This is a genomic window from Streptomyces sp. SGAir0957, from assembly GCF_043523415.1.
Genome location: NZ_CP027293.1, coordinates 7,457,577 through 7,477,450, shown reverse-complemented (window position 1 = coordinate 7,477,450; position 19,874 = coordinate 7,457,577). Strand labels below are relative to the sequence as shown.

The window sequence follows — 19,874 nt, the reverse complement described above, 5'->3', positions numbered from 1 at the left end:
GGACAAACGGCCTGATTGGGCCTTACGTCGCCATAGAGTCCGGGTTCCCGAGAATGTCCTCCGCCAGCTCCGGCAGGGAGCGGTTGGTGCCGAAGGCGCGGGCGCGCATCCGGGTCAGCGCCTCCTCGGCCGTGATGTCCAGCTGGACGACGAGGACGCCGACGGCGGCGTGGGTGGGGCCCCAGTAGGAGTCCATGATGTCCGCGGGCTCCCACATCGGCAGGCCGCCCTCGTCCACGGTCTCCTGGTAGGAGTGGACGAGCGCCCGGCTCGCCGCACGGGCGGCTATCACCCCGGCCTGCACGACGTCCGGGTCCGGGTCGAGCGGGTCGCGGCACAGCACGTCGACCGCGCCGAGGGTGCGGCGGGCGTCGAGCCGCAGCGGGAACGCGTAGATCGCGCCGACGTCGCGGAGCTGCTCCTGGGCGCAGGAGCCGAACACGGGCCAGCCCGTCACCTCCGTGTGCAGATCGCCGACCACGACCTTCTCGCCCGTCCGCGCCGCCGTGACGCACGGCCCCTCGCCGACGCCGAACTGGAGCTTCTCCAGGCGCAGGGCCGCGTCGCTGGTCGCGCAGAGCAGCTGGCGGTGCGGGGTGTCGGTGAACAGCGAGAGCGTGCCGGCCTCCATCGAGACGCTTTTTCTTATGGCCTCGCACAGGCGTCGGGGCAGGCGGGCCGGGTCACCCTCGGCGGCTTCCCGTACCGACTGCTCCACAGCGAAGCGGTCCACCATGGCGTCCCTCCTGCCTCGTTCGTGCTGCTCTCGAAGTCGTCGGGTGTCCCACTGAACTCCGGGCAAACAGGGCATGACATCGGCGTGCACACGAAGGTCCCGGGTCCGGCGTGGAGCCGGGCCCGGGACCTCGGTGGGCGTGTCCCGCGTTTCTTCGGCCTTGGTCAGCCCCGGCCGAAGGCGCTGTCGTCCAGCGTGCGCAGGAGTTCGGCGGTGTCGGCGTAGACGGCCTCCGCGCCGGCCTTCTCCAGCGCCTCCCGGCTCACCCCGCCGCTGAGGACGCCGAGGGGGACGACGCCCGCGCGCCGTGCCGCCCGCATGTCCCAGACGGAGTCGCCGACGAAGACGCTGTCCTGCGGCTTCGCGCCGACCAGGCCGAGGGCGTGCAGCACCGGCTCGGGGGCGGGCTTGCCCTCCTTCACGTCGTCGGAGCTGGCGGTCGCGTCGATGGCGTCGTCGGCGTCGATCGCCGCGCGCAGCGCCTTCAGCTCCGGACCCTCTGCGGAGGTGGCGAGGACGACCGACCAGCCGTCGGCGTGCAGCCGTCGCAGCAGGTCGGCGGCGCCCTCGACGGGGGTGAGGCGCTCGAACCAGGTGGCGTAGAGCGTCTTGTGCGCGGCGCTGAGCGCGGCGTCCTCGTCGTGGTCCCGGTCCGTGCCGAGCAGGTGGTCGAGGAGGTCGGACGAGCCGAGGCCGATGGCGCCGAGGACCGAGACCATCGGCACCTGGTGCCCGGCCTGCCGCAACGCCTCCCACCAGCACACGGTGTGCAGCGGGGTGGTGTCGACGAGGGTGCCGTCCACGTCGAGGACGGCGGCGCGTGCGCTCATGGGGCTCCTTCCCCGGGCGTGCGGTGCGGGTGGTCAGGCGGCCGTGAGGGTCTCGTCGATCGCGCCCACGAAGTCGTCGAGGTCCTTCGGCGTGCGCGACGTGACCAGCGTGAAGCCGGACGCGGTGCACCGCACGACGGACTCGTCCACCCAGGCCTTGGCGCCCGCGTTCTTGATGTCCGTCTTGAGCGACGGGTAGGACGTGAGCGTCTTGCCGTCGAGTACGTCCGCCTCCACCACGAGCCAGGGGCCGTGGCAGATCGCGGCGATCGGGCGCCCGGAGGCGACGAACGCCTTGACGATGGCGACCGCCTTCTCGTCGAGCCGCAGCGAGTCGGCGTTGAGCGTGCCGCCGGGGATCAGGAGCAGGTCGTACCCGTCCGCGTCGACCGCCTCGATGGTGGTGTCCGGGTCGACGTGCTGGCCCGGGTCCTTGTCCCCGACGAGCGTCTGCACGGCGTCCGAGGACTGGGCGGCGATCGTGACGTCCGCGCCCTGCTCCTTCAGCTTCTTCACCGGGACCACGAGCTCGTCCTGCTCGACGCCGTAGTTGGTGACGACTGCGAGGACACGACGGCCGTTCAGCTGGGTGTCAGCCATGATGGTGCGCCTTTCTCTCGGTGCGGGTCTGTACCGCTGGGGTCTCCTTTACGGAGTGCTCACTGTGGCTCTGGTCATTCCCTCCGATTTACACCTTTTTGCGCCATCGGGTCCGTGGGCGACGGCAGCGGGATGCGCAGCGCGCTCTCGCCCTGGCGCCACTGGCTCAGCAGGTGCGCGCCGAGCCGGTCCTCAAGGAAGCCGGTGGCGGTGACGCCGAACGCCACGTCGGCGTCGAGGCCGGGCTCGGCGCTCAGCAGCCCGCCGACCACGTCGCGCCGCACGATCTGCTCGTGCACGGCGTCCGCCTCGACGTGCTCGTCGTAGAACCGCTGGGCGGCCGGGCCCGCGCCGACGCGCCGCAGCCCTTCCGCCAGGCGGCGCGAGCCGGGCGAGGAGGTGATCTCGACGGTGGCGAAGTGGCCGACCAGGGCGCCGCGCAGGCTGCGGTGCAGGCCGAGGAGGGACATGAGGTTGACCGTGGCGAGCGCCTGCGCCGGGGCGGCGTCGAGGTAGCGCCCGTACGCCGTGTCCAGGCCGAGGTCGGCCATCAGGGCGGCGAAGAGACCGGCGTGGATCTCGTCCGCGCGGCCCGCGCCGAACTCGTCGTACTCGATCGCCACCATGGCCGCCTTCGCCCGGCCGTGCAGCCGGGGTATGACCCAGGCGTGCGGATCGGCCTCCTTCAGGTGGTAGAGCGAGCGCAGGGCCGCGTACTCGCGGAACTGCCACAGCTCGCCGTCGCGCCGGAGGTGATGGCTGACGCCGGTGTCGTCGAATCCGGCGGGCTCGATCTGGAGCGCGGCGAGCGTCCGGCCGGCGTCGGCCTCGGGCGCCGCGTCGATGCGCAGCGCGCCGAGGAAGCGGCGCTCCAGGGCGCGGCGCAGGCCGAGCAGGTGCGGCTCCCACTCCAGGTCCGCGTCGACGCCGTCGAAACCCTGGTAGTGCAGTTCGTAGAGCACGTACAGCGCCAGCTGGAGGTCGAGGCCGTACGGGTCCGCGCCCTCGGCGCTCCGCTGTGCGGCGGCGAGGGAGTCGGCCGTCGGCTCGCCCCCGCGCAGCGCGGTGACGACCGCGCCGGACAACGCGCCTATGGGGGCGGGGAGTCCGGGCTGCGCGCGGCGGGACTCCGGCAGCGTGCCGAGTGCGCTCACTGCTCGCTCCTCTCCGTCGTGGTGTCACGGTCCGCCGTGCCGTCCTCGTCCGGGCGGCGGCGCTTGCGGTGGCTGGTGTCGCACCAGGGGTAGGTCTTGCTGCGGCGGCAGGTGCAGATCGCGGCCTGGAACCGCCGGGAGACATGGGTGGTGCCGTCGGCCTCGACCACCTCGACGGGGCCCTCGATGAGGAGGGGTCCTTCCCCGCGGTCGACGGTGACGCGGCGCGGGCGGTCAGAGGAGTTCGGCACGGATCACCACCAGCTCTTCGTGGGTCGCCGCGTCGTCGAGCAGGCCCTGGGCGCAGAGCCAGGCGCGGCGTTCGAGGGTGACGGGGCCGAACGGCACGTGGGTGGTGTCGATGACCGCCGCGCTCATGCCGTGCCCCGCGAGGCGCAGGAGGCTGGCGTCGGCGTCGCACAGCTGGGAGTGGACCATCAGGAGGGCGCCGCCGGGGCGCAGTGCGCGCGGCGCGGCGTCGCAGACGCGGTCGACGACGGAGCGGCCGTCGAGCCCGCCGTCCCAGGCGCGGGCCGGCCCGCGGGACGGCAGGAGCGCCGAGGGCGAGGGCACGTAGGGCGGGTTGCTGAGGATGAGGTCGAAGGAGGCGGGCGGAAACGCCGACGCCAGGTCGCCGTGGCGGACCGAGACCGGCGCCCGGTTGAGACGGGCGTTGAGGCGCGCGGTCCACACCGCCCGCCAGGACCGGTCGACCGCCGTCACCCGGGCGCCGAGCCGGGCGGCGGCCACGGCGAGGGCCCCGGTGCCGGTGCCCAGGTCGAGGACGTCCGTGCGCACGTCGACCCGCTCCTCGTGCAGGGCTCGCAGGAGCAGGTCCGTGTCGTACTGCGGGGCGTACACGCCGCGCGGGGCCAGCAGGCGTGGCGTCCCCAGTGGTGCACGGGGCTGCCTGGGCCGGGCATGTGTGGTCATCAGCACCTCACCCTGCTCTGTTCCGGTTCTCGGACCAGAACGCCTGCCCTTCCAGCCTCCGCCGGGCCGCCGCCGACGACCAGTCGGAGGACTACGCACCGTGATCGGCAGGAGGGGCTGGAGAGGCTGAAGGGGCAGGCGTTCGTTACCGGGACGGAGTGCCCCTTTACGTCACGGGTACACCCAAAAGCCGGGGGCAGGCACCGTGGTCAGGGCGTCAGGAGGGTCTTCACCATGCCGTCCTCCTTGGCCTGGAAGGTCGCGTACGCCTCCGGTCCCTGGGACAGCGGCAGGTGGTGCGTGGCGAAGCCGTCGACGCCGAGCGGGTCCTCGTCGGTGAGGTGCGGCAGGATGTCCTCGACCCAGCGCCACACGTTGGCCTGGCCCATCCGGATCTGGATCTGCTTGTCGAACATGGTGAGCAGCGGCATGGGGCTCGCGGCGCCGCCGTAGACGCCGCTGATGGACAGCGTGCCGCCGCGGCGCACGGCGTCGATGCCGGCGAGCAGGGCACCCATGCGGTCGATGCCGACCTTCTCCATCAGGGGCCGGGCGAGCTTGTCGGGCAGGAGCCCGTTGACCCACTGCGCGGCCTGGGCGACCGGGGCGCCGTGCGCCTCGATGCCGACGGCGTCGATGACGGCGTCCGTGCCCCGGCCGTCGGTCAGGTCGCGCACGGCGTCGCCCAGGTCCTTCTCGTGCTCGCGCACGTCCAGGGTGGTGAAGCCGTTGCGCCGGGCCCGCTCCAGCCGGGTGTCGACGAGGTCGACGCCGATGACCGTCTCCGCGCCGCGCAGCCGGGCGATCCTGGCGGCCATGTCACCGATGGGGCCCTGGCCGAGGACGGTGACGCTGCCGCCCGGCGGGATGTCGGCGTAGGCGACGGCCTGCCAGGCGGTGGGCAGCACGTCGGAGAGGAAGACGAACCGGTCGTCCGACGGGCCGTGCTCCACCTTGATGGGCAGCTTGTTGCCGAAGGGCACGCGCAGGAACTCCGCCTGCCCGCCGGGCACCTGCCCGTACAGCTTGGTGTAGCCGAACAGGGCGGCGCCGCTGCCCATGGACCTCACCTGCGTCGTCTCGCACTGCGACTGCAGGCCCTGGTCGCACATGAAGCAGTCGTTGCAGGAGACGTTGAACGGGATGACGACCCGGTCGCCGACCGCCAGTGCGGTGACCTCCGGACCGACCTCCGCGACGACGCCCATCGCCTCGTGCCCGAGGATGTCGCCCGGGTCCAGGTACGGGCCGAGGACCTCGTACAGGTGCAGGTCGGACCCGCAGATCCCGGTGGACGTCACCTGGACGATGATGTCGTCGGGCTTCTCGATACGGGGGTCGGGAACCTCCTCGACCCTCACGTCGCGCTTTCCTTGCCACGTCAGAGCGCGCATGCCGCTCCTCCCAGCGATGAGTTGCCTGCGGGTGGGGCTCAGCGGACCACGGCTTGGGCGCGGCCCCCTACCAGGGGCTCACACCGTGCGCCGCCTCGCCATATGAACGGCGTCCCGCGTACCCGTGCCGGGGACCTTGATGCGCGTCCGCGGATGTCACTGGGTGCGCGGGGCGTCCCGGTGGGTCACGCTGGGCGGAGACCCGCCGAGCCCAGGAGACCCATATGAACGCGACCGACCCGACCGCCCCCGACCATCCGGTCACCGTGACCCTCAGCGACTGCTCCGACGACGACGCCCACCGGGTCCTCGCGCTTCTCGCCACGGAGTTCACCGACCGCTCCCCCGCCCAGTCCACGCCGGGCGAGGAGCACACGCGGGCCACGGTCTGGACCGCCGAGCTCGATGTGACCCCCACCGGTTCGGCCAGGGCGGCGACGGCGCGCGCGCAGGGTCTCGACGGGGCGGTCTGCGTGACCGCGCAGGGCGCGCCGCACGACGTGACCACGGTGCGGACGGCGCTCGCGGAGGCGTACACCGTCGAGGACGCGGGCTCGGTCTCCGGGGACCAGGAACGCGAGTGCCAGTACCGGCTCACCTCCGCCCGCTGACCGCGGCCGCTCAGACGTCGGCGGTGTCCCGCAGGACGTCGCAGGTGTGCTGGAACTCCTCCATCAGACGGGTGGCCTCGACGACGAGGACCCCGTACGGGCGGGTCGCGTCGGCCAGCGGCAGCCCGTACTCCGAGGCCATGTCGAGGACGTCCTGGAGCGCCTTCTGCGCCCGGTCCGTCAGCTCGCGCATCTCCTCCGCCTGCTCGGTGAGGGTGTCGCTGTCGAGCTCCGCGATGACGTGCGCGAGGTCGCGCAGGCGCGCGGCGAACTCACCGTAGGCCGTCAGGACCGGCTTGAACGTGTACGTCTGCTCGGCCTCCTGCCAGCGGCCGAGGCTGCGGGTCAGCGACGCCAGCTGGTACACCGCCCGTTCCATGGCGGCCAGAACCTGGCGGTAGCGGGTGAAGGTCAGATGGTCGCGGTGGGCGGGCAGCAGGCGCCGCGGGTTGAACGGCAGGCTGTTCTCCGCCGTGCTCAGACCGGCGCGGGCCTGGCCCACCGCCGTCTGGGCGCGTTCACCGGCGGCCCGCCACCGGTCCGCGCGCTCCTCGCTGACGTCGCTGCCGGCGAGCCCGTCCGCCATGTCGTCGAGGAGGGTCTCCATCTCGGCGGCCAGGACGTGCAGCCCCTGCTCGGCGCTGCGGTAGCGCAGGGGCGGCGCGATGGTCAGGTTCACGATCAGGCCGATGCCACAGCCGATGAGCACGAGCAGGACGATCTGGGTCAGCTGCTGAACCCGGTCGGTGTTGGAGGTGGACTGCGAGTAGACCGAGAACGCGAAGAACGCGGCCGTGGCGACCTGCGGCGCCTGCTCCCCCAGCGTGCGCACCTGGCTCAGGGCCAGCGCGATGACGCCGACGATGACGAAGGCGAACAGGTCGGGCCCCGCGGTGAACCCGATCGCCGCCTGCACCGCCACACCGACGACGACGGCGGCGACGTAGCGCAGCGTCTGCCACACCGAACGGTGGATGGTGACGGACATGGTCAGCACCGCGGAGAACGGCGCGAACGCCGGTGAGGTCGCGTGCACGAGGTCGTGCGAGACCCACCAGGCGAGCGTGGCGGCCAGCACGCTCTTGCCGACGATGAGGACCGTCTGGCGCTCGTGCCCGGACGAGCTCCACGCCCGCCTGAGCCAGGCCCAGGCATTCTTCAACCGACCCATTACGCGCTTTGTCGTCCTTTCCGTGCCTGTTCCGAGCGGGTCCCGCGCAGGGTGGCGGGAACCGGACAGATCAGGTAACCCGCAACAAGCGCACTGAAACAGGACGAAGGCGCTGCCACGCGAGGTACGCGGCAGCGCCTTCGTCCGGATGAGAGACGGGTGGTGCGGTGGTGCGGTCGTGCGGTCGTGCCGAGGGCGGGTCAGTCGGTGGCGAGCAGCCCGGCGCGGAGCTTGCTCACCACACGGGTGATCAGCCGGGAGACGTGCATCTGCGAGCAGCCCAGCTCGTCGGCGATCTGCTGCTGGGTGCGCTCCTCGACGAAGCGCAGGTGCAGCAGCCTGCGGTCCCGCTCGTCGAGGTCCGCGATGAGCGGGGCCAGCGAGTGGAAGTTCTCGACGAGCTCGAAGGAGTGCTCGTCGACGCCGATGAAGTCGGCCAGCATGGTGTCCGACTCGTCGTCCTGGCCGTTGACCGCCGCGTCCAGGGAGACCGCGTTGTAGCCGTTGGACGCCATCTGGGCCTGCGCGACCTCGGCGGGCTCCAGCTGCATCAGCTCGGCCAGCTCCGCCGTGGAGGGCGAGCGGCCGAGGCGGGAGCGCAGCTCCTCGGTGGCCCGGGACAGTTCGAGCCGGGCCTCCTGGAGGCGGCGCGGCACATGGACGGCCCACGAGGTGTCACGGAAGAAACGCTTGATCTCGCCGGTGATGTAGGGCACGGCGAACGAGGTGAACTCCACCTCGCGGCTCAGCTCGAACCGGTCGATCGCCTTGATCAGGCCGATGGTGCCGACCTGGACGATGTCCTCCATCTCCTGCTGGCCGCGGTGCTTGAACCTCGACGCCGCGTACTGCACCAGGGAGAGGTTCATCTCGATGAGGCAGTTGCGCACGTAGCTGTACTCGTGCGTGCCCTCCTCGAGCTGACCCAAGCGGTCGAAGAACCGCTTGCCGATCTCCCGCGCGTCCTTCGGCGCGATGGACGACGGATCCGTGTATGCGCGCTCGACCAGGTCCTCCGAAACCCGGCCGGACCGGGTCTGTTCCTGAGCCGTCACGGTGATCATTGAGTCCCGCTCCTTGTGAAATCGAGCTTGGCCTGACGTCCCCCGTCGCGCGCCGGTTACCCGTTTCGCGACGCCACACACCTGCGGTTTTTACCAGAGATCGGGCGGGGGTTCGAACGCGGTCCCGCGCCGGGCCCGCGCCCCTGGCCAGGACCCTTCCGGTGTCCATGTATATGCCCGCCATGTGAGACGCATTGGGGCTTCGCCCGCCCGGCTCCCTATGGTGGTTCACATGTTCGGACCCGCCCGCCAGCTGGCTCTCGCGCTCTTCGCGGCCACCGCGTGGAGCGTCGACGACGCGCTCTGTCGCCGCTGACGCACGCCGCCCGGGGCTCCTTCCCCGCGCAGGCACCCGCTGTCCGACCCTCTCTCCCTCCCTGCCTCGGAGACCCCTCTTGACCACCGCTCCCTCCCCCGGGGCGCCGCCCCGGGCCACCCTGCTCCCGCCCGTCCCCACCTCCTCGCCCGCCCCCGCCGCCGCACCGGCGCCCCGGGTCCGGCGCGCTCCGCTGATCGGCGCGGGCATCATCGGCCTGGCCCTCGCCGCGTACGTCTTCGCCGAGCACGGCGCCAAGCCCGGCGTCCTGCTCCTCCTCGGCATCGGGCTCGGCTTCGCCCTCTTCCACTCGCGGTTCGGGTTCACGTCCGCCTGGCGCCAGCTCGTCGCCGTCGGCAACGGCACCGGGCTCCGCGCCCACACGCTGCTCCTCGGCTCCACCGCGACGCTCTTCGCGCTGATCATCGGTACCGGCAGCGGCCTGTTCGGCTCGGTGCCCGCGCCCAGCGCGGGCCCGATCGGCGTGGGCCTCCTCGTCGGCGCCTTCCTCTTCGCCATCGGCATGCAGCTCGGCGGCGCCTGCGCCTCCGGCACGCTGTTCGCCGTCGGTTCGGGGCAGAGCACGATCGTGCTCACCCTCTTCGGCTTCATCACCGGTTCGACGCTCGCCGCCTGGCAGTTCTCGCTCTGGAACGACCTGCCCGCGCTCGACCCGTTCCTGCTCTCCGACCACGTCGGCTGGTTCGGCTCCTGGGCGGTGACCATCGTGGTCCTCGCCGCGATCTGGTTCGTCGCGCGCGCCGTCCAGGCCCGCCGCAACCCGCCGCCGATCGGCACACCGCCGTCCGCCCGCGGCGCCCTCGCCCGTACGGTCCGCGGCTCCTGGCCGCTGGCCGTCGGCGCCGTCGTCCTAGCCGTGCTCGGCGCCGGTGTCCTGCTCGTCTCGGGCGGCGCCTGGGGCATCACCAGCGCCTTCTCGCTGTGGGGCTCCAAAATCGTGGGCGCCCTCGGCGGCTCCCCCGAGACGTGGGCGTACTGGCAGCAGCCGAACAGCGCCGCGCAGCTGTCGGGGCCCGTGCTCGCCGACAAGAACAGCCTCACCGACATCGGCATCATGGTCGGCGCCGCCGTGGCCGCCGCCGCGGGCGGTGTGTGGAAGCTGCACCGCGGCATCCCGGCCCGTACGGCGCTCGCCGCGGTGCTCGGCGGCATCCTGATGGGCATCGGGGCGCGGCTCGCCGGCGGCTGCAACATCGGCGCCTACCTCGCGGGCATCGCCTCGGGCTCCCTGCACGGCTGGATCTGGGGCGCCGTCGCGATCCTCGGTACGTGGGCGGGGCTGCGGCTGCGCCCGCTGTTCGGCCTGGGCAACCCGAAGCCGACGGACAGCGTCTGCTGACCCGGTCCCTTCAGTGCGAGCCGCCCGCGCACGATTCGTCGCGGCTGGGGACCCCCTTGCGGGCGGCGGGGCCGGTCACGGGCGGCTCGTCTTCGTCCCGCGCCCTGCGCTGGGCTCCGGTTCCGGCGCCGCGCTCTGCCCCGCCGCCACGACGGACGGCCGCGCGGACCTCCCGAAGCGCGTCAGGACGACGGCGATGATGCCGGTGACGAGGAACGCGCCGCAGCCGACGAGGCCCGCTGTGCGATAGCCGTCGTTCGCGGGGAGCGCGGCGCCCGGGGCGGTGTGCGCCTGGAGGACGACCGCGCTGAGCGCGCTGCCGGTCGAGTAGCCGATGTACTTCACGACCTGGTTGAAGCTCATGGCGCTGCCCGTCTCGGCCGCGGGCACCCCGCCGACGATCAGGCCGGGGGTGACGGCGAAGGTGACGCCCACGCCGAGCCCGGCCAGGGCCATCATGACGCCGATGCCCCAGAGGCTGGAGCGGGCGAGCAGGAAGCAGACGAGCCCGGCCAGCGACAGGAGGCAGCCGAGCGGCAGCATCCGGGCGGGGGTGGCGGCGGCGCCGAGGGCGCGGACCAGACGGCCGGTGACCAGGCTGGCGGCGGAGAACGGCACGAGCAGAAGGCCGGTGACGACGATCGAGGCGCCGAAGCCGTAGCCGGCGGACTCGGGCGTCTGCACGTACCGCGTCACCAGGGCGATGAGCAGGTACGTGCCGACGCCGCCGACCATGGTGGTCAGGTTGGCGACGAGCACGCCCCGGTCCTTGACGAGGCTGACCCGGACCAGCGGATGCGTCGCGCGCAGCGAGTGCGCCACCCAGCCGGCGAGCAGGAGGACGGCCGCGGCGGCGAGCGCGAGCAGGCCCGGCGACGTCCAGCCCCAGCGTTCGCCCTCGGCCAGGGCGAGCAGGAGCGCCGCCATGCCGGCGGCGAGGAGCAGGGCGCCGGGGAAGTCCATCGGGGTGGTGGGGCGGTGCGGGGGCGCGGGCACGACGATCCAGGTCGCGGCGAACGCGGCGACGGCCGTGGCGAGCGCGAACCAGAACCCGGCGTACATGCCGAGGTACTCGGCGAAGAGCCCGGTGACCGGGTAGCCGAGGCCGATGCCCGCTGCGGTGGTCAGGGAGAGGGTCGCGACCGCCGAGCGCGCCTGGTGCGGGGGGAGCGCGTCGCGCGCCGTGGCGATGGCGAGCGGGACGAGCCCCATGCCGACGCCTTGCAGCGCGCGGCCGACGAGCAGGCAGGGGAAGCCGAGCGGGAGCGCCGCGAGGAGGCTGCCCGCCATGACGGCGGCGAGGCCGGTGAGGATCACGCGTTTGCGGTGCGGTCCGTCGCCCAGGCGCCCCATGACGGGGGTGGCGACGGCGCCGACCAGCATCGTCACGGTCAGCGCCCATTGCGCGCTGGACAGGGCGACGTGGTTCTCGGCGGCGATGGTCGGGATCAGCGGTGCGCCGAGGCTGCTGACGACGGCGACGAGCATGCCGAGCGAGACGAGGACGGGCACGAGCGCGCGCTGGTAGCGCAGTTCGACGGCGGTCGAGGACGCGGGCGGCGCGGGCACCGGTACGGAGGGAGGCAAGGTTTTCCCGTTCCTGTCATCAAGTGATGTCCTCGCATGATGACAGGCGGATACACGTACTTCACCGCCCAGAGCGGTGTCGGTGACCTAACTCACGCGGCCCGGGGCACGCGGCGCGCCGCGCCCCGGGCGGACCCGGGACGCGGCGCGCTCACGTACTCCTTTCCTTCGGGGTCAACCGAGCGGCGTCACCCGGATGTTGCGGAAACGCACCTTGTTCCCGTGGTCCTGGAGACGGATCGCCCCGGCCGCCGGGCCTTCCGGCGCACCCGCACCGGCGGTCGCGCCGTCGAGGGCGATGTCGTCGTGGACCTTCTTGCCGTTCCACACCACGGTCACCCGGGCGTCGGCGGTCTTCTTCCCCTGGTCGTCGAAGCGCGCCGCGCGGAACGTGATGTCGTAGGTCTGCCAGGTCTCGGGCGCCTTCGCCGCGTTGACGTCCGGCGCCTTCTTCAGATAGATCGCTCCCGCCTCATTGGTGTCGAGGGTCGTGTCGCCGAACGAGTCCAGGATCTGGAGCTCGTAGCGGTCCTGGAGGTAGATGCCGCTGTTGCCGCGGTCCTGCCCGGTGACGTCGTCCGGCAGGAGCGGGACGCGGAACTCGGCGTGCAGGGTGAAGTCCTGGTAGGCGTCCTTGGTGCGGAGGTCGCCGCAGCACACCTCCATCGACTGCTCGGCGGCGAGCGGCCATTCGCTGTTCCGGCCGTCCGGGTGCTGCCACTGGGCCTGCGACGCGGCGGTGCCGTCGAAGAGGGCGACCCGCGCGCCGTGCGGGCGCACGGTGATCAGGTCGAGGTTGACGTGGCCCGCGTCGCCGGTGTCGAAGCGGTAGGCGATCGTGTTCTTGCCCGCGCGCAGGGTGACGCGCTCCGTCTTCGTCGACCAGATGTCCCAGGTGCCGGTCGAGGGCAGCGAGCTCTGGCGCAGCTTCTTCCCGTTGGCGTACAGGGAGAGGGACTTGGCGCCCTGGAAGGGGTCGGGGCCGTTGGAGTAGCGCAGGTTCACGTCGTAGTCGCCGGCCTTGGGGACCGTCACGTCGAAGGTCGTGGCGGCCTTGCCCTCGGTGTGGTAGCGGTCGACGAAGCCACTGCCCGAGAAGCCGGTGTGGTCGCGGTTGATCCCGGCCGTACCCGTGAGGCGCGCCTCCTCGGCCTCGTACTGGACGGCGGCCGGCGGCTGCTTGCCCGGCATGGCGTTGAGCGTGTACCAGGCCTCCGTGCTCCACAGGGTCTCGCCGGACGCGGAGGCGAAGGGGCGCGGCGAGCGGACGTGCACGACGCGGTCCGGCTTGAGGCCGTCGAGCCGCAGCTTCACCGTGCGGCCCTTGTCGGCGAGGGTCGCCGAGCGCACGGTCAGCTGCTCCTCGGCGATCTTCGGGCCGCCGTAGTCGCTGGTCGGGGTGTAGCGCCACTGCTCGGCGGTGTAGCGCTCGGCGAGCTTGTCGGCGGTCTCCTGCGAGACGGGCTGCGTGTACTCCAGGTCGAAGCCGCCGGGGACGGCGCGCATCTCCTTGATGTCGAACGTGTTGCCGCCGTTCGGGGTCAGCTTCTGCAGGCCGAAGCGGAGCTTGCCCTCCTGGCCCCAGTTGCCGTCGGCGCCGAGCCCGCCCGCGTAGATCGCGCCGTCGGGGCCCATGGTGATGCGGTTGACCCCGGCCTCCAGCCCTTGCGTGTAGCGGAAGACGGCGCCCTGGTACTCCCCCTTCACCTTCTCCAGGTAGCCGCGCTGGAGACCGCCGTAGGTGACGTCGCCGAAGAGCATCTGCCCGGCGAACCGCCCCTTGGTCAAGTACAGCGGGGTGCTGGGCGAGTTGGCTATCTCGTTCTGCGGCAGCCAGAGCACCGGCTGGGTGACGGGCTTGTCGTCGAAGCGGCCGGACGGCTCGGTGTAGTGGTTGAAGAAGCGGTCCTGCTTGATCTGGACGAGCTTGGACGCGGGCAGCCAGCCGCCCTGGTTGTCAGCGGTGAAGATCGAGCCCTCGGGCCCCCAGCCGATCCCGTTCGGGGTCCGCAGACCGCCCGCGACCGCGTGCAGCTTCCCCGTCTTCTTGCTGATCTTGTACGTGGTGCCGCGCCCCTCGACGGGCTGCGGGGTGGTGGTGGCGCCGCCGTAGTTGATGGCGACGGAGAGGTTCACGTAGAAGTAGCCGTCGCGGTAGAGCAGGCCGAAGGCGAACTCGTGGAAGTTCTTGCCCCACGGGAAGGTCGCGACGGTCTCGTACTCGTCGGTGACCCCGTCCTTGTCCGTGTCGACGAGTCGCGTCAGCTCGTGCTTCTGCGAGACGTACAGGGACCCGTCGACGTACTTGAGGCCCATGGGCTCGCGCAGCCCGCTCGCGATCTTCGTGACGCCGACCTTCGTGCGGTCCGTCTTCCCCGTGACGTGGTCGAGGAGGTACACCTCCCCCGCCACGTTGTCCGTGCCGCCCCAGGTGCTGAGCGCGAGACGGCCGTCGGGCAGCCAGTCCATACCGGTGACCTGCGGCTCGAACCCGTCGGGGCGCAGATCGGTCAGGTCGAGGTCGGGCCGTACGCCGGTCAGCGGGAGTCCGTCGCCGGGGCTGTCCGCCCCGGCCTCGCACTCCTTGCGGCCGGGCGCGGTGACCCGGACGACGCCCGCGTCGGTGGTCAGCGACTCGTTCGGGACGACGGTGAAGTCGGCGGCGCCCGGCGGCTTCCAGGAGAGGGTGAGCTGCTGGCCGCCGCCCGCCTCGAAGTAGTCGATGCGGAACGGGTGCGATCCGGCGGTGAGCTGGACCGCCCCGTCCTTCGGCTCGGCGCCGTGCAGTCCGTCGTGGTCGATGACCTCGCGGTCGTCGATGGTGAGACGCGAGCCGTCGTCACTGGTGAGCCGGAAGCTGTACGTCCCGTCGCTCGGGACGACGAGGTAACCGGACGCCTGTGCCGTGAAGTTGTCGGCGAACCCGCCGAAGTCCTCGGTCGTGGACCAGTCCACGGTCGTCATCAGCTTGTCGTGGTTGGGGGTCTGGCCGGGCTTGAGCGTGCACAGCTTGCTGAGCGGGACCTGGGTGTCGAAGACGCGCAGCGTGACACCGGGTTCCTGGGGCGGTATGTCGGCGGCGGCGACGGACGGGGGCGCCGCCCAGACACCTCCGGCCAGGAAGCCGCCGACGAGCAGCGTGGTGAGGTGTCTGCGGGCGCGGCGGAACAGCCGTGGATGCATCGGTCCTCCAGGACGGGACCGGAGACCGCCGGATCGCACTCCGGTCGAGCTGAACGGCCCCGCGGGGGTGCGGAAGCCGGGGCTCCTACGGTTGCGCCGCAACGCTAGAAGACTTCTGCTCAGCTCGTCCATACTTTGTACTCAACGAGTTCAAAGTCCGGCCGGGATCTTTTCCTGCGCCTCCTCGGCCCCTGCGGCCCCACCCTTCCGCTCGTGTCGTGCGTCACCGCATGTGGGGCGCGGAGCGGGGAAGTCGTCGTCCCTGCGCCGAACCGCGCGCGACGGCAGCATGAGGAGGGCACGTGAGAACCAACATGGGGGCGGGCAAGGCCAAGGCCCGGCAGGCGGCGAACAGTTCGGTCGTCGACACCGGTGCGCGCGTCGGACTGGCCGCGCGCGGAGTGCTGTACGTCCTGATCGGCGTACTGGCGCTGCGCGTGGCGTTCGGCGGCGAGAACCAGGAGGCCGACAGCAGCGGCGCCATCCGCGAACTGGCCCAGCAGCCGTTCGGCAGGGTCCTTGTCTGGGCCGTCGGGATCGGCCTGGTGGGCATGGCGCTGTGGCGGCTCAGCGAGGCGCTGTTCGGCTCGGCGGGCCCGAAGGGCGACAAGCCGGGCAAGCGCGCGCTGTCCGCCGTGCGGTTCGTCTTCTACGGGTTCATGGCGTACTCCGTGCTGTCGTTCGCGGCGTCCGCCCGCAAGAACAAGGGCAGCGACGCCAAGTCGCACGACTTCACGGCCCGTGCGCTCGACCTCCCGGCGGGACGCTGGCTCGTCGGCATCGCCGGGCTCGTGATCATCGGCATCGGGATCGGCGTCGGGGTGCGGGCGGCGCTGCGCAAGTATCACAAGCACCTGAAGAAGGCGCAGATGTCGCGGCACGTGCGCCGGGGCATCGACGTGCTCGGCGTCAGCGGCGGCGTGGCGCGCGGCCTCATCTACGCGGGCGCGGGCGTCTTCGTCCTGATCGCCGCCGCGCAGTACGACCCGGACGAGGCCAAGGGCGTCGACGGCACCCTGCGCTCCTTCGCCGGGACACCGGCGGGGCCGTGGCTCCTGGCGCTCGTCGCGTTCGGGCTGCTGCTGTTCGGGCTGTTCTCGTTCGCGCTGGCGCGGTACCGCAGGGTCTGAGAGCAGGGAGTCGGGGCGAGCGGGGCTGCATTCTTACTTACCGGTCAGTAGGATCATGCGGCAGCACCCGTCCGCAGCCCTGCCCACGCCCCCGGAGGCCCCTTTGCGCCGCGTCCGTTCGCCCCAGCTCCTCGCCGGTCTCCTGGCCGGTGCCGGGGTCACCCACTTCCTGCTGCCGAAGCCCTTCGACTCGATCGTGCCGCGTACGCTGCCGGGCTCGCCGCGCGCCTGGACCTACGCCAGCGGCGCGGTCGAGCTGGCGCTCGCGGCCGGGATCGCGCTGCCCCGCACACGGGAGCGGACGGCGAACGCCACGGCCGCCTTCTTCGTCGCCGTCGCGCCCGCCAACGTGAAGATGGCCTGGGACTGGCGCGACCGCCCGGCCGCACTGCGCCGCGTGGCCGCCGCCCGGGTGCCGCTCCAGGTGCCGCTGGTGCTGTGGGCGCGGAAGGTGGCGCGCGACGCGGCCTGAGCGGGGCCGGTGGTCCGGGCTCACCGCGACGGCACGAACTCCCGCAGCAGCTCGGTCAGCGCACGCGCCGCGGCGCTCCGCGTACGGTCGGCGGGCGCCGCGAGGGAGAGCGGCCAGTGCAGGTCGGCGCCGCTCACGGGGATCACCGACAGACCGTGCGCGGTGTCGGCGAGGAAGCGCGGGAGCAGTGCGACGCCGAGCCCCGCACGCACGTAGTCCGCGCTGGTCGCGATGTCCGTGATCTCGATGGTGACGTGGCGCGGCACCCCGGCCGCCGCGAAGGCCCGGTCGGCGACGGCCCGGTTCCCGTAGCCGACCGGGCAGTCGATGAAGCGGAGCCCCGCCAGTTCACCGATCTCCACCTCCTCGCGCCCGGCGAGCGGATGGCCGGGCGGCACGACCAGGTACAGCGTCGAGCCGGTCAGCGGCAGCAGTTCGATCCCCGGCGGGCGCGGGCCGGGCAGGGAGACGAAGGCCAGGTCGAGGCGGCGTTCGACGAGCGCCTCCAGGTGCCCGCGCGAACCGGTCGGCGCCACGCTGATCTGCAGCTGCACGCCCGGGTGGCGGCGGTGGAACTCGCCGAGCAGGGCGGGCAGGTCGATCAGCCGGATCGAGGTCAGCGTGCCGATCCGCAGGGTGCCGCGCAGCCCGCCGCGCACCTCGGCGACGGCGTCCGCCGCGTCCCGGGCGGCGTCGAGGGCGATCCGGGCCCGGGGCAGCAGCGCCCGGCCCGCGTCGGTGAGCAGCACCCGCTTGGAGTTGCGGTCGAGGAGGCGGGCGTCGAGCTCGCGCTCCAGCGCCTTCACCGCGGCGGAGACCGCCGACTGGACGATGTGCAGCCGGGCCGCCGCGCGCGTGAAGTTCTGCTCCTCGGCGACGGCGACGAAGTACTCGAGATGGCGTAGCTCCACGGCCGCAACTATCGCACATCCAGATCGCTGCCAGCTGGAAGATTCGTTGGACGCGATCGCCGACGCGGCGCACATTGGGAGCTGTCCGGCTCACGGATCTTCTTTTCGATCGGAGCAGTGCCATGACCCTTCTGTCGACCGCCCCGCGCACACCGCGCGCCCACGCCGCACCCGCGCCCACCGGATCCCGCCGTCACGGGACCGGTTTCTGGGCGGTCGCCACCGCGTTCCTCGTCGCCATGGCGTTCTCCACCGTGCCGACCCCGCTGTACCCGCTGTACGAGGTCCGCGACGGCTTCTCCACGTTCATGGTCACCGTCGTCTTCGCCGTCTACTCGGTCGGCGTGATGGTCAGCCTCGTCCTGGCCGGGCACGTCTCGGACTGGGTGGGGCGGCGCCGGATCCTCGTGGCGGCGCTCGCCCTGGAGCTGGTCGCGGCCCTGCTCTTCCTGACGACGGCGGCGCTGCCCATGCTGCTGGTGGCCCGGTTCGTGACCGGTCTCGGCGTCGGGATGCTGACCGCCACGGCCACCGCGCACCTGCACGAACTGCACTCCGCGCACCGGCCCGGCGCCTCCGCGCAGCGGTTCGAGATGGTCTCCACCGCGGCCAACATCGGCGGTCTCGGCCTCGGCCCGCTGGCCGCCGGGTTCCTCGCCCAGTACACGGGGGCGCCGCTGCGGGTGCCGTACGCCGTCTTCGTCGTCCTGCTCGTGCTCGTCATGGCCGCCCTCGCCCTGGCCCCCGAGACCGTCGAGGCACAGCCGGTCCGGCCGAAGTACCGGCCGCAGCGGGTGAGCGCCGACCACGGTGACCGCGCGGGGTACATCGCAGCGGCGGCGGCCGGGTTCGCCTCCTTCGCGGTGTTCGGCCTGTTCACGTCCATCGCCGCCGGGTTCGTGGGGCACACGCTCGGCCACCCGTCGCGCGCCCTCGCGGGCTCCATCGTCTTCGCGGTGTTCGGCGGCGCCGCCCTCGCCCAGACACTGACACAGCGCCTGACACCCCGTACGAAGATGACGGCGGGCCTCCTCTCGGAGGGCGCCGGGTTCCTGACGCTCGTCGTCGGCATGCACACCACGAACCTGGCCGCGTTCCTGACCGGCGGCGTCGTCGCGGGCGTCGGCGCGGGCCTGCTGTTCAAGGCGGCGGTCGGCAGGGTCGTCGCGATGGCGGCGCCCGCGCGCCGCAGCGAGGCGCTCGCCTCCCTGTTCCTCATCGCCTACCTGGGCCTGAGCGTCCCGGCGGTCGCCATCGGCGTGGCCACCCTGGCACTCACCGCCACCGCCGCGATGACCTGGTTCGCCGCGCTGCTCCTGGCGCTGCTCACCGTGGTGGCGGTGCTCGACCGCCGCTCGTCCTTCCAGCACTGAACCGCCGTCAGGTCGAGGCGCGGACCACCAGCTCGGGCTCGAAGATGAGCGAGGTCGGTTCCGTGCGCTCGCCCTCGATGTGCTCCTGGAGGATGCGGGCCATGGCCATGGCCATCTCCTCCACCGGCTGGCGCACCGTCGTCAGCGGCGGCGAGCAGGTGATGGCGATGCTGGAGTCGTCGAACCCGACCACCGCCACGTCCTGCGGGATGCGGCGCCCCCGCTCCCGCAGCACCTGGCACACGCCCTGCGCCATCAGGTCGTTGGCGGCGAACACCCCGTCCAGGTGCGGATGGTCGTCGAGGAGCCGCGCCATCGCCGCGGCCCCGCTCTCCAGCGTGAACCCGCCCTCGGCGATCGGCACGTACGGCATCCCCGCCCGCTCCACCGCCTCCCGGAACCCGGCGAGCCGCTGCTGCCCGGCGGGGAGGTCGAGGGGGCCCGACACGGTCGCGAGGCGGCGCCGGCCGCGCTCCAGGAGATGCTGCGCCGCCATCCTGCCGCCCTCCCCGTGCGCCAGGTCCACGTAGCTGACGGGCGCGGGAAGGGCGGGCCGCGCGAAGCACACGGCGGGCAGTCGTTCCCGGGCGAGCAGGGGCGGCAGCGGGTCCTCGGCGTGCGTGGAGACGACGAGGGCGCCGTCGGCCCGGCCCTGGCGCAGATAGGCCATCACCTCGTCGCGGGCCGCCTTGGACTCGGCGAACATCAGCACCGGGTGCATGGACCGGGTCCTGAGGAAGGCCACGACACCGCTGACGATGCGGCCGAAGAAGGGGTCGGCGAACACCCGTGCCGTGAACGCGTTCTGCGCGCCCTCGTCCTCCTCGCCCGCCCCCGACACCACGAGCGCGATGGTCTCCGCCCGGCGGGTGACCAGGGACCGCGCCGCCCTGTTGGGCGTGTAGCCGGTGCGCCTGATCGCCTCGCGCACCGTCTCCCGGATGGCGGGGTCCACGCTGGGGACCTCGTTGATCACCCGGGACACGGTCGCCCGCGAGACCCCCGCCTCCCGCGCGACGTCCTCGAGCGTCAGGGACTGTCGTTGCATG

18 protein-coding genes are annotated in these 19,874 nt (G+C 72.4%); 5 read left to right on the top strand and 13 right to left on the bottom strand.

The features are described 5' to 3' along the window. Window positions 1–22 precede the first annotated feature (22 nt). From C1N81_RS38745 to C1N81_RS38715, 7 genes are all read right to left on the bottom strand, one after another. Window positions 23–736: a GAF and ANTAR domain-containing protein gene (locus C1N81_RS38745; RefSeq protein WP_394436075.1), complete on the bottom strand. Its 714-nt coding sequence runs from the start codon at window positions 734–736 to the stop codon at window positions 23–25. Window positions 737–900: 164 nt separating this feature from the next. Beyond that, window positions 901–1,566, bottom strand: coding sequence for an HAD family hydrolase (locus C1N81_RS38740; RefSeq protein WP_394436074.1), 666 nt, complete (start codon window positions 1,564–1,566; stop codon window positions 901–903). A gap of 33 nt (window positions 1,567–1,599) precedes the next feature. Beyond that, window positions 1,600–2,166 carry a type 1 glutamine amidotransferase domain-containing protein gene (locus tag C1N81_RS38735; protein WP_394436073.1) on the bottom strand — a complete coding sequence of 189 codons (567 nt, stop codon included), beginning with the start codon at window positions 2,164–2,166 and terminating at the stop codon, window positions 1,600–1,602. A 74-nt stretch (window positions 2,167–2,240) separates the two neighbouring features. Beyond that, window positions 2,241–3,320 carry an iron-containing redox enzyme family protein gene (locus tag C1N81_RS38730; protein ID WP_394436072.1) on the bottom strand — a complete coding sequence of 360 codons (1,080 nt, stop codon included), beginning with the start codon at window positions 3,318–3,320 and terminating at the stop codon, window positions 2,241–2,243. Further along, window positions 3,317–3,571, bottom strand: coding sequence for a CDGSH iron-sulfur domain-containing protein (locus C1N81_RS38725; protein WP_394436071.1), 255 nt, complete (start codon window positions 3,569–3,571; stop codon window positions 3,317–3,319). The genes C1N81_RS38730 and C1N81_RS38725 overlap by 4 nt, the downstream gene beginning before the upstream one ends. Beyond that, entirely contained in the window at window positions 3,555–4,253 is a 699-nt protein-coding gene (locus tag C1N81_RS38720; protein ID WP_394436070.1) for a HemK2/MTQ2 family protein methyltransferase, read from the bottom strand. Before C1N81_RS38720 ends, C1N81_RS38725 begins: the two co-directional genes overlap by 17 nt. Before the next feature lie 209 nt (window positions 4,254–4,462). Next, window positions 4,463–5,647, bottom strand: a complete 1,185-nt coding sequence (locus tag C1N81_RS38715; RefSeq protein ID WP_394436069.1) for an alcohol dehydrogenase catalytic domain-containing protein — start codon at window positions 5,645–5,647, stop codon at window positions 4,463–4,465. Window positions 5,648–5,871: 224 nt separating this feature from the next. Between C1N81_RS38715 and C1N81_RS38710 the strand changes: the two genes are divergently transcribed. Beyond that, complete coding sequence (locus C1N81_RS38710) at window positions 5,872–6,258, top strand: hypothetical protein (protein ID WP_394436068.1); 387 nt, start codon at window positions 5,872–5,874, stop codon at window positions 6,256–6,258. A gap of 10 nt (window positions 6,259–6,268) precedes the next feature. On the opposite strand, the gene C1N81_RS38705 is transcribed toward C1N81_RS38710, so the two are convergent. After that, on the bottom strand, window positions 6,269–7,429 hold the full coding sequence (locus C1N81_RS38705) for an FUSC family protein (RefSeq protein WP_394436067.1): 1,161 nt from the start codon (window positions 7,427–7,429) through the stop codon (window positions 6,269–6,271). A gap of 200 nt (window positions 7,430–7,629) precedes the next feature. Further along, a complete protein-coding gene (locus C1N81_RS38700) occupies window positions 7,630–8,493 on the bottom strand; it encodes a SigB/SigF/SigG family RNA polymerase sigma factor (protein WP_394436066.1) in 864 nt (287 codons plus the stop codon). Window positions 8,494–8,888: 395 nt separating this feature from the next. Between C1N81_RS38700 and C1N81_RS38695 the strand changes: the two genes are divergently transcribed. Then, a complete protein-coding gene (locus C1N81_RS38695) occupies window positions 8,889–10,169 on the top strand; it encodes a YeeE/YedE family protein (RefSeq protein WP_394436065.1) in 1,281 nt (426 codons plus the stop codon). 75 nt (window positions 10,170–10,244) lie between these two features. Here the strand turns inward: C1N81_RS38695 and C1N81_RS38690 are convergent, their stop codons facing one another. Both C1N81_RS38690 and C1N81_RS38685 read right to left on the bottom strand, forming a co-directional pair. Next, on the bottom strand, window positions 10,245–11,756 hold the full coding sequence (locus tag C1N81_RS38690) for an MFS transporter (protein ID WP_394436064.1): 1,512 nt from the start codon (window positions 11,754–11,756) through the stop codon (window positions 10,245–10,247). 174 nt (window positions 11,757–11,930) lie between these two features. Beyond that, window positions 11,931–14,939 carry a family 16 glycoside hydrolase gene (locus C1N81_RS38685; RefSeq protein ID WP_394436063.1) on the bottom strand — a complete coding sequence of 1,003 codons (3,009 nt, stop codon included), beginning with the start codon at window positions 14,937–14,939 and terminating at the stop codon, window positions 11,931–11,933. Window positions 14,940–15,253: 314 nt separating this feature from the next. Here C1N81_RS38685 and C1N81_RS38680 point away from each other — a divergent pair, with 314 nt between their 5' ends. Beyond that, on the top strand, window positions 15,254–16,069 hold the full coding sequence (locus tag C1N81_RS38680) for a DUF1206 domain-containing protein (RefSeq protein WP_394438529.1): 816 nt from the start codon (window positions 15,254–15,256) through the stop codon (window positions 16,067–16,069). Between the two features lie 55 nt (window positions 16,070–16,124). Beyond that, window positions 16,125–16,541: a DoxX family protein gene (locus C1N81_RS38675; protein ID WP_394436062.1), complete on the top strand. Its 417-nt coding sequence runs from the start codon at window positions 16,125–16,127 to the stop codon at window positions 16,539–16,541. A gap of 20 nt (window positions 16,542–16,561) precedes the next feature. Here the strand turns inward: C1N81_RS38675 and C1N81_RS38670 are convergent, their stop codons facing one another. Next, window positions 16,562–17,452, bottom strand: a complete 891-nt coding sequence (locus C1N81_RS38670; RefSeq protein WP_394436061.1) for a LysR family transcriptional regulator — start codon at window positions 17,450–17,452, stop codon at window positions 16,562–16,564. A gap of 122 nt (window positions 17,453–17,574) precedes the next feature. Here C1N81_RS38670 and C1N81_RS38665 point away from each other — a divergent pair, with 122 nt between their 5' ends. Beyond that, on the top strand, window positions 17,575–18,825 hold the full coding sequence (locus C1N81_RS38665) for an MFS transporter (protein ID WP_394436059.1): 1,251 nt from the start codon (window positions 17,575–17,577) through the stop codon (window positions 18,823–18,825). Between the two features lie 7 nt (window positions 18,826–18,832). Here C1N81_RS38665 and C1N81_RS38660 read toward each other — a convergent pair whose 3' ends face one another. Continuing rightward, entirely contained in the window at window positions 18,833–19,873 is a 1,041-nt protein-coding gene (locus C1N81_RS38660) for a LacI family DNA-binding transcriptional regulator (RefSeq protein WP_394436058.1), read from the bottom strand. Window position 19,874: the final 1 nt, after the last annotated feature.

What these genes read in the sequence shown, in the direction of transcription:
- C1N81_RS38745 (WP_394436075.1), bottom strand. Translation starts at nt 736, where the DNA reads ATGGTGGACCGCTTCGCTGTGGAGCAGTCGGTACGGGAAGCCGCCGAG.
- C1N81_RS38740 (WP_394436074.1), bottom strand. Translation starts at nt 1,566, where the DNA reads ATGAGCGCACGCGCCGCCGTCCTCGACGTGGACGGCACCCTCGTCGAC.
- C1N81_RS38735 (WP_394436073.1), bottom strand. Translation starts at nt 2,166, where the DNA reads ATGGCTGACACCCAGCTGAACGGCCGTCGTGTCCTCGCAGTCGTCACC.
- C1N81_RS38720 (WP_394436070.1), bottom strand. Translation starts at nt 4,253, where the DNA reads ATGACCACACATGCCCGGCCCAGGCAGCCCCGTGCACCACTGGGGACG.
- C1N81_RS38715 (WP_394436069.1), bottom strand. Translation starts at nt 5,647, where the DNA reads ATGCGCGCTCTGACGTGGCAAGGAAAGCGCGACGTGAGGGTCGAGGAG.
- C1N81_RS38710 (WP_394436068.1), top strand. Translation starts at nt 5,872, where the DNA reads ATGAACGCGACCGACCCGACCGCCCCCGACCATCCGGTCACCGTGACC.
- C1N81_RS38705 (WP_394436067.1), bottom strand. Translation starts at nt 7,429, where the DNA reads ATGGGTCGGTTGAAGAATGCCTGGGCCTGGCTCAGGCGGGCGTGGAGC.
- C1N81_RS38700 (WP_394436066.1), bottom strand. Translation starts at nt 8,493, where the DNA reads ATGATCACCGTGACGGCTCAGGAACAGACCCGGTCCGGCCGGGTTTCG.
- C1N81_RS38685 (WP_394436063.1), bottom strand. Translation starts at nt 14,939, where the DNA reads ATGCATCCACGGCTGTTCCGCCGCGCCCGCAGACACCTCACCACGCTG.
- C1N81_RS38680 (WP_394438529.1), top strand. Translation starts at nt 15,254, where the DNA reads ATGGGGGCGGGCAAGGCCAAGGCCCGGCAGGCGGCGAACAGTTCGGTC.
- C1N81_RS38675 (WP_394436062.1), top strand. Translation starts at nt 16,125, where the DNA reads ATGCGGCAGCACCCGTCCGCAGCCCTGCCCACGCCCCCGGAGGCCCCT.
- C1N81_RS38665 (WP_394436059.1), top strand. Translation starts at nt 17,575, where the DNA reads ATGACCCTTCTGTCGACCGCCCCGCGCACACCGCGCGCCCACGCCGCA.
- C1N81_RS38660 (WP_394436058.1), bottom strand. Translation starts at nt 19,873, where the DNA reads ATGCAACGACAGTCCCTGACGCTCGAGGACGTCGCGCGGGAGGCGGGG.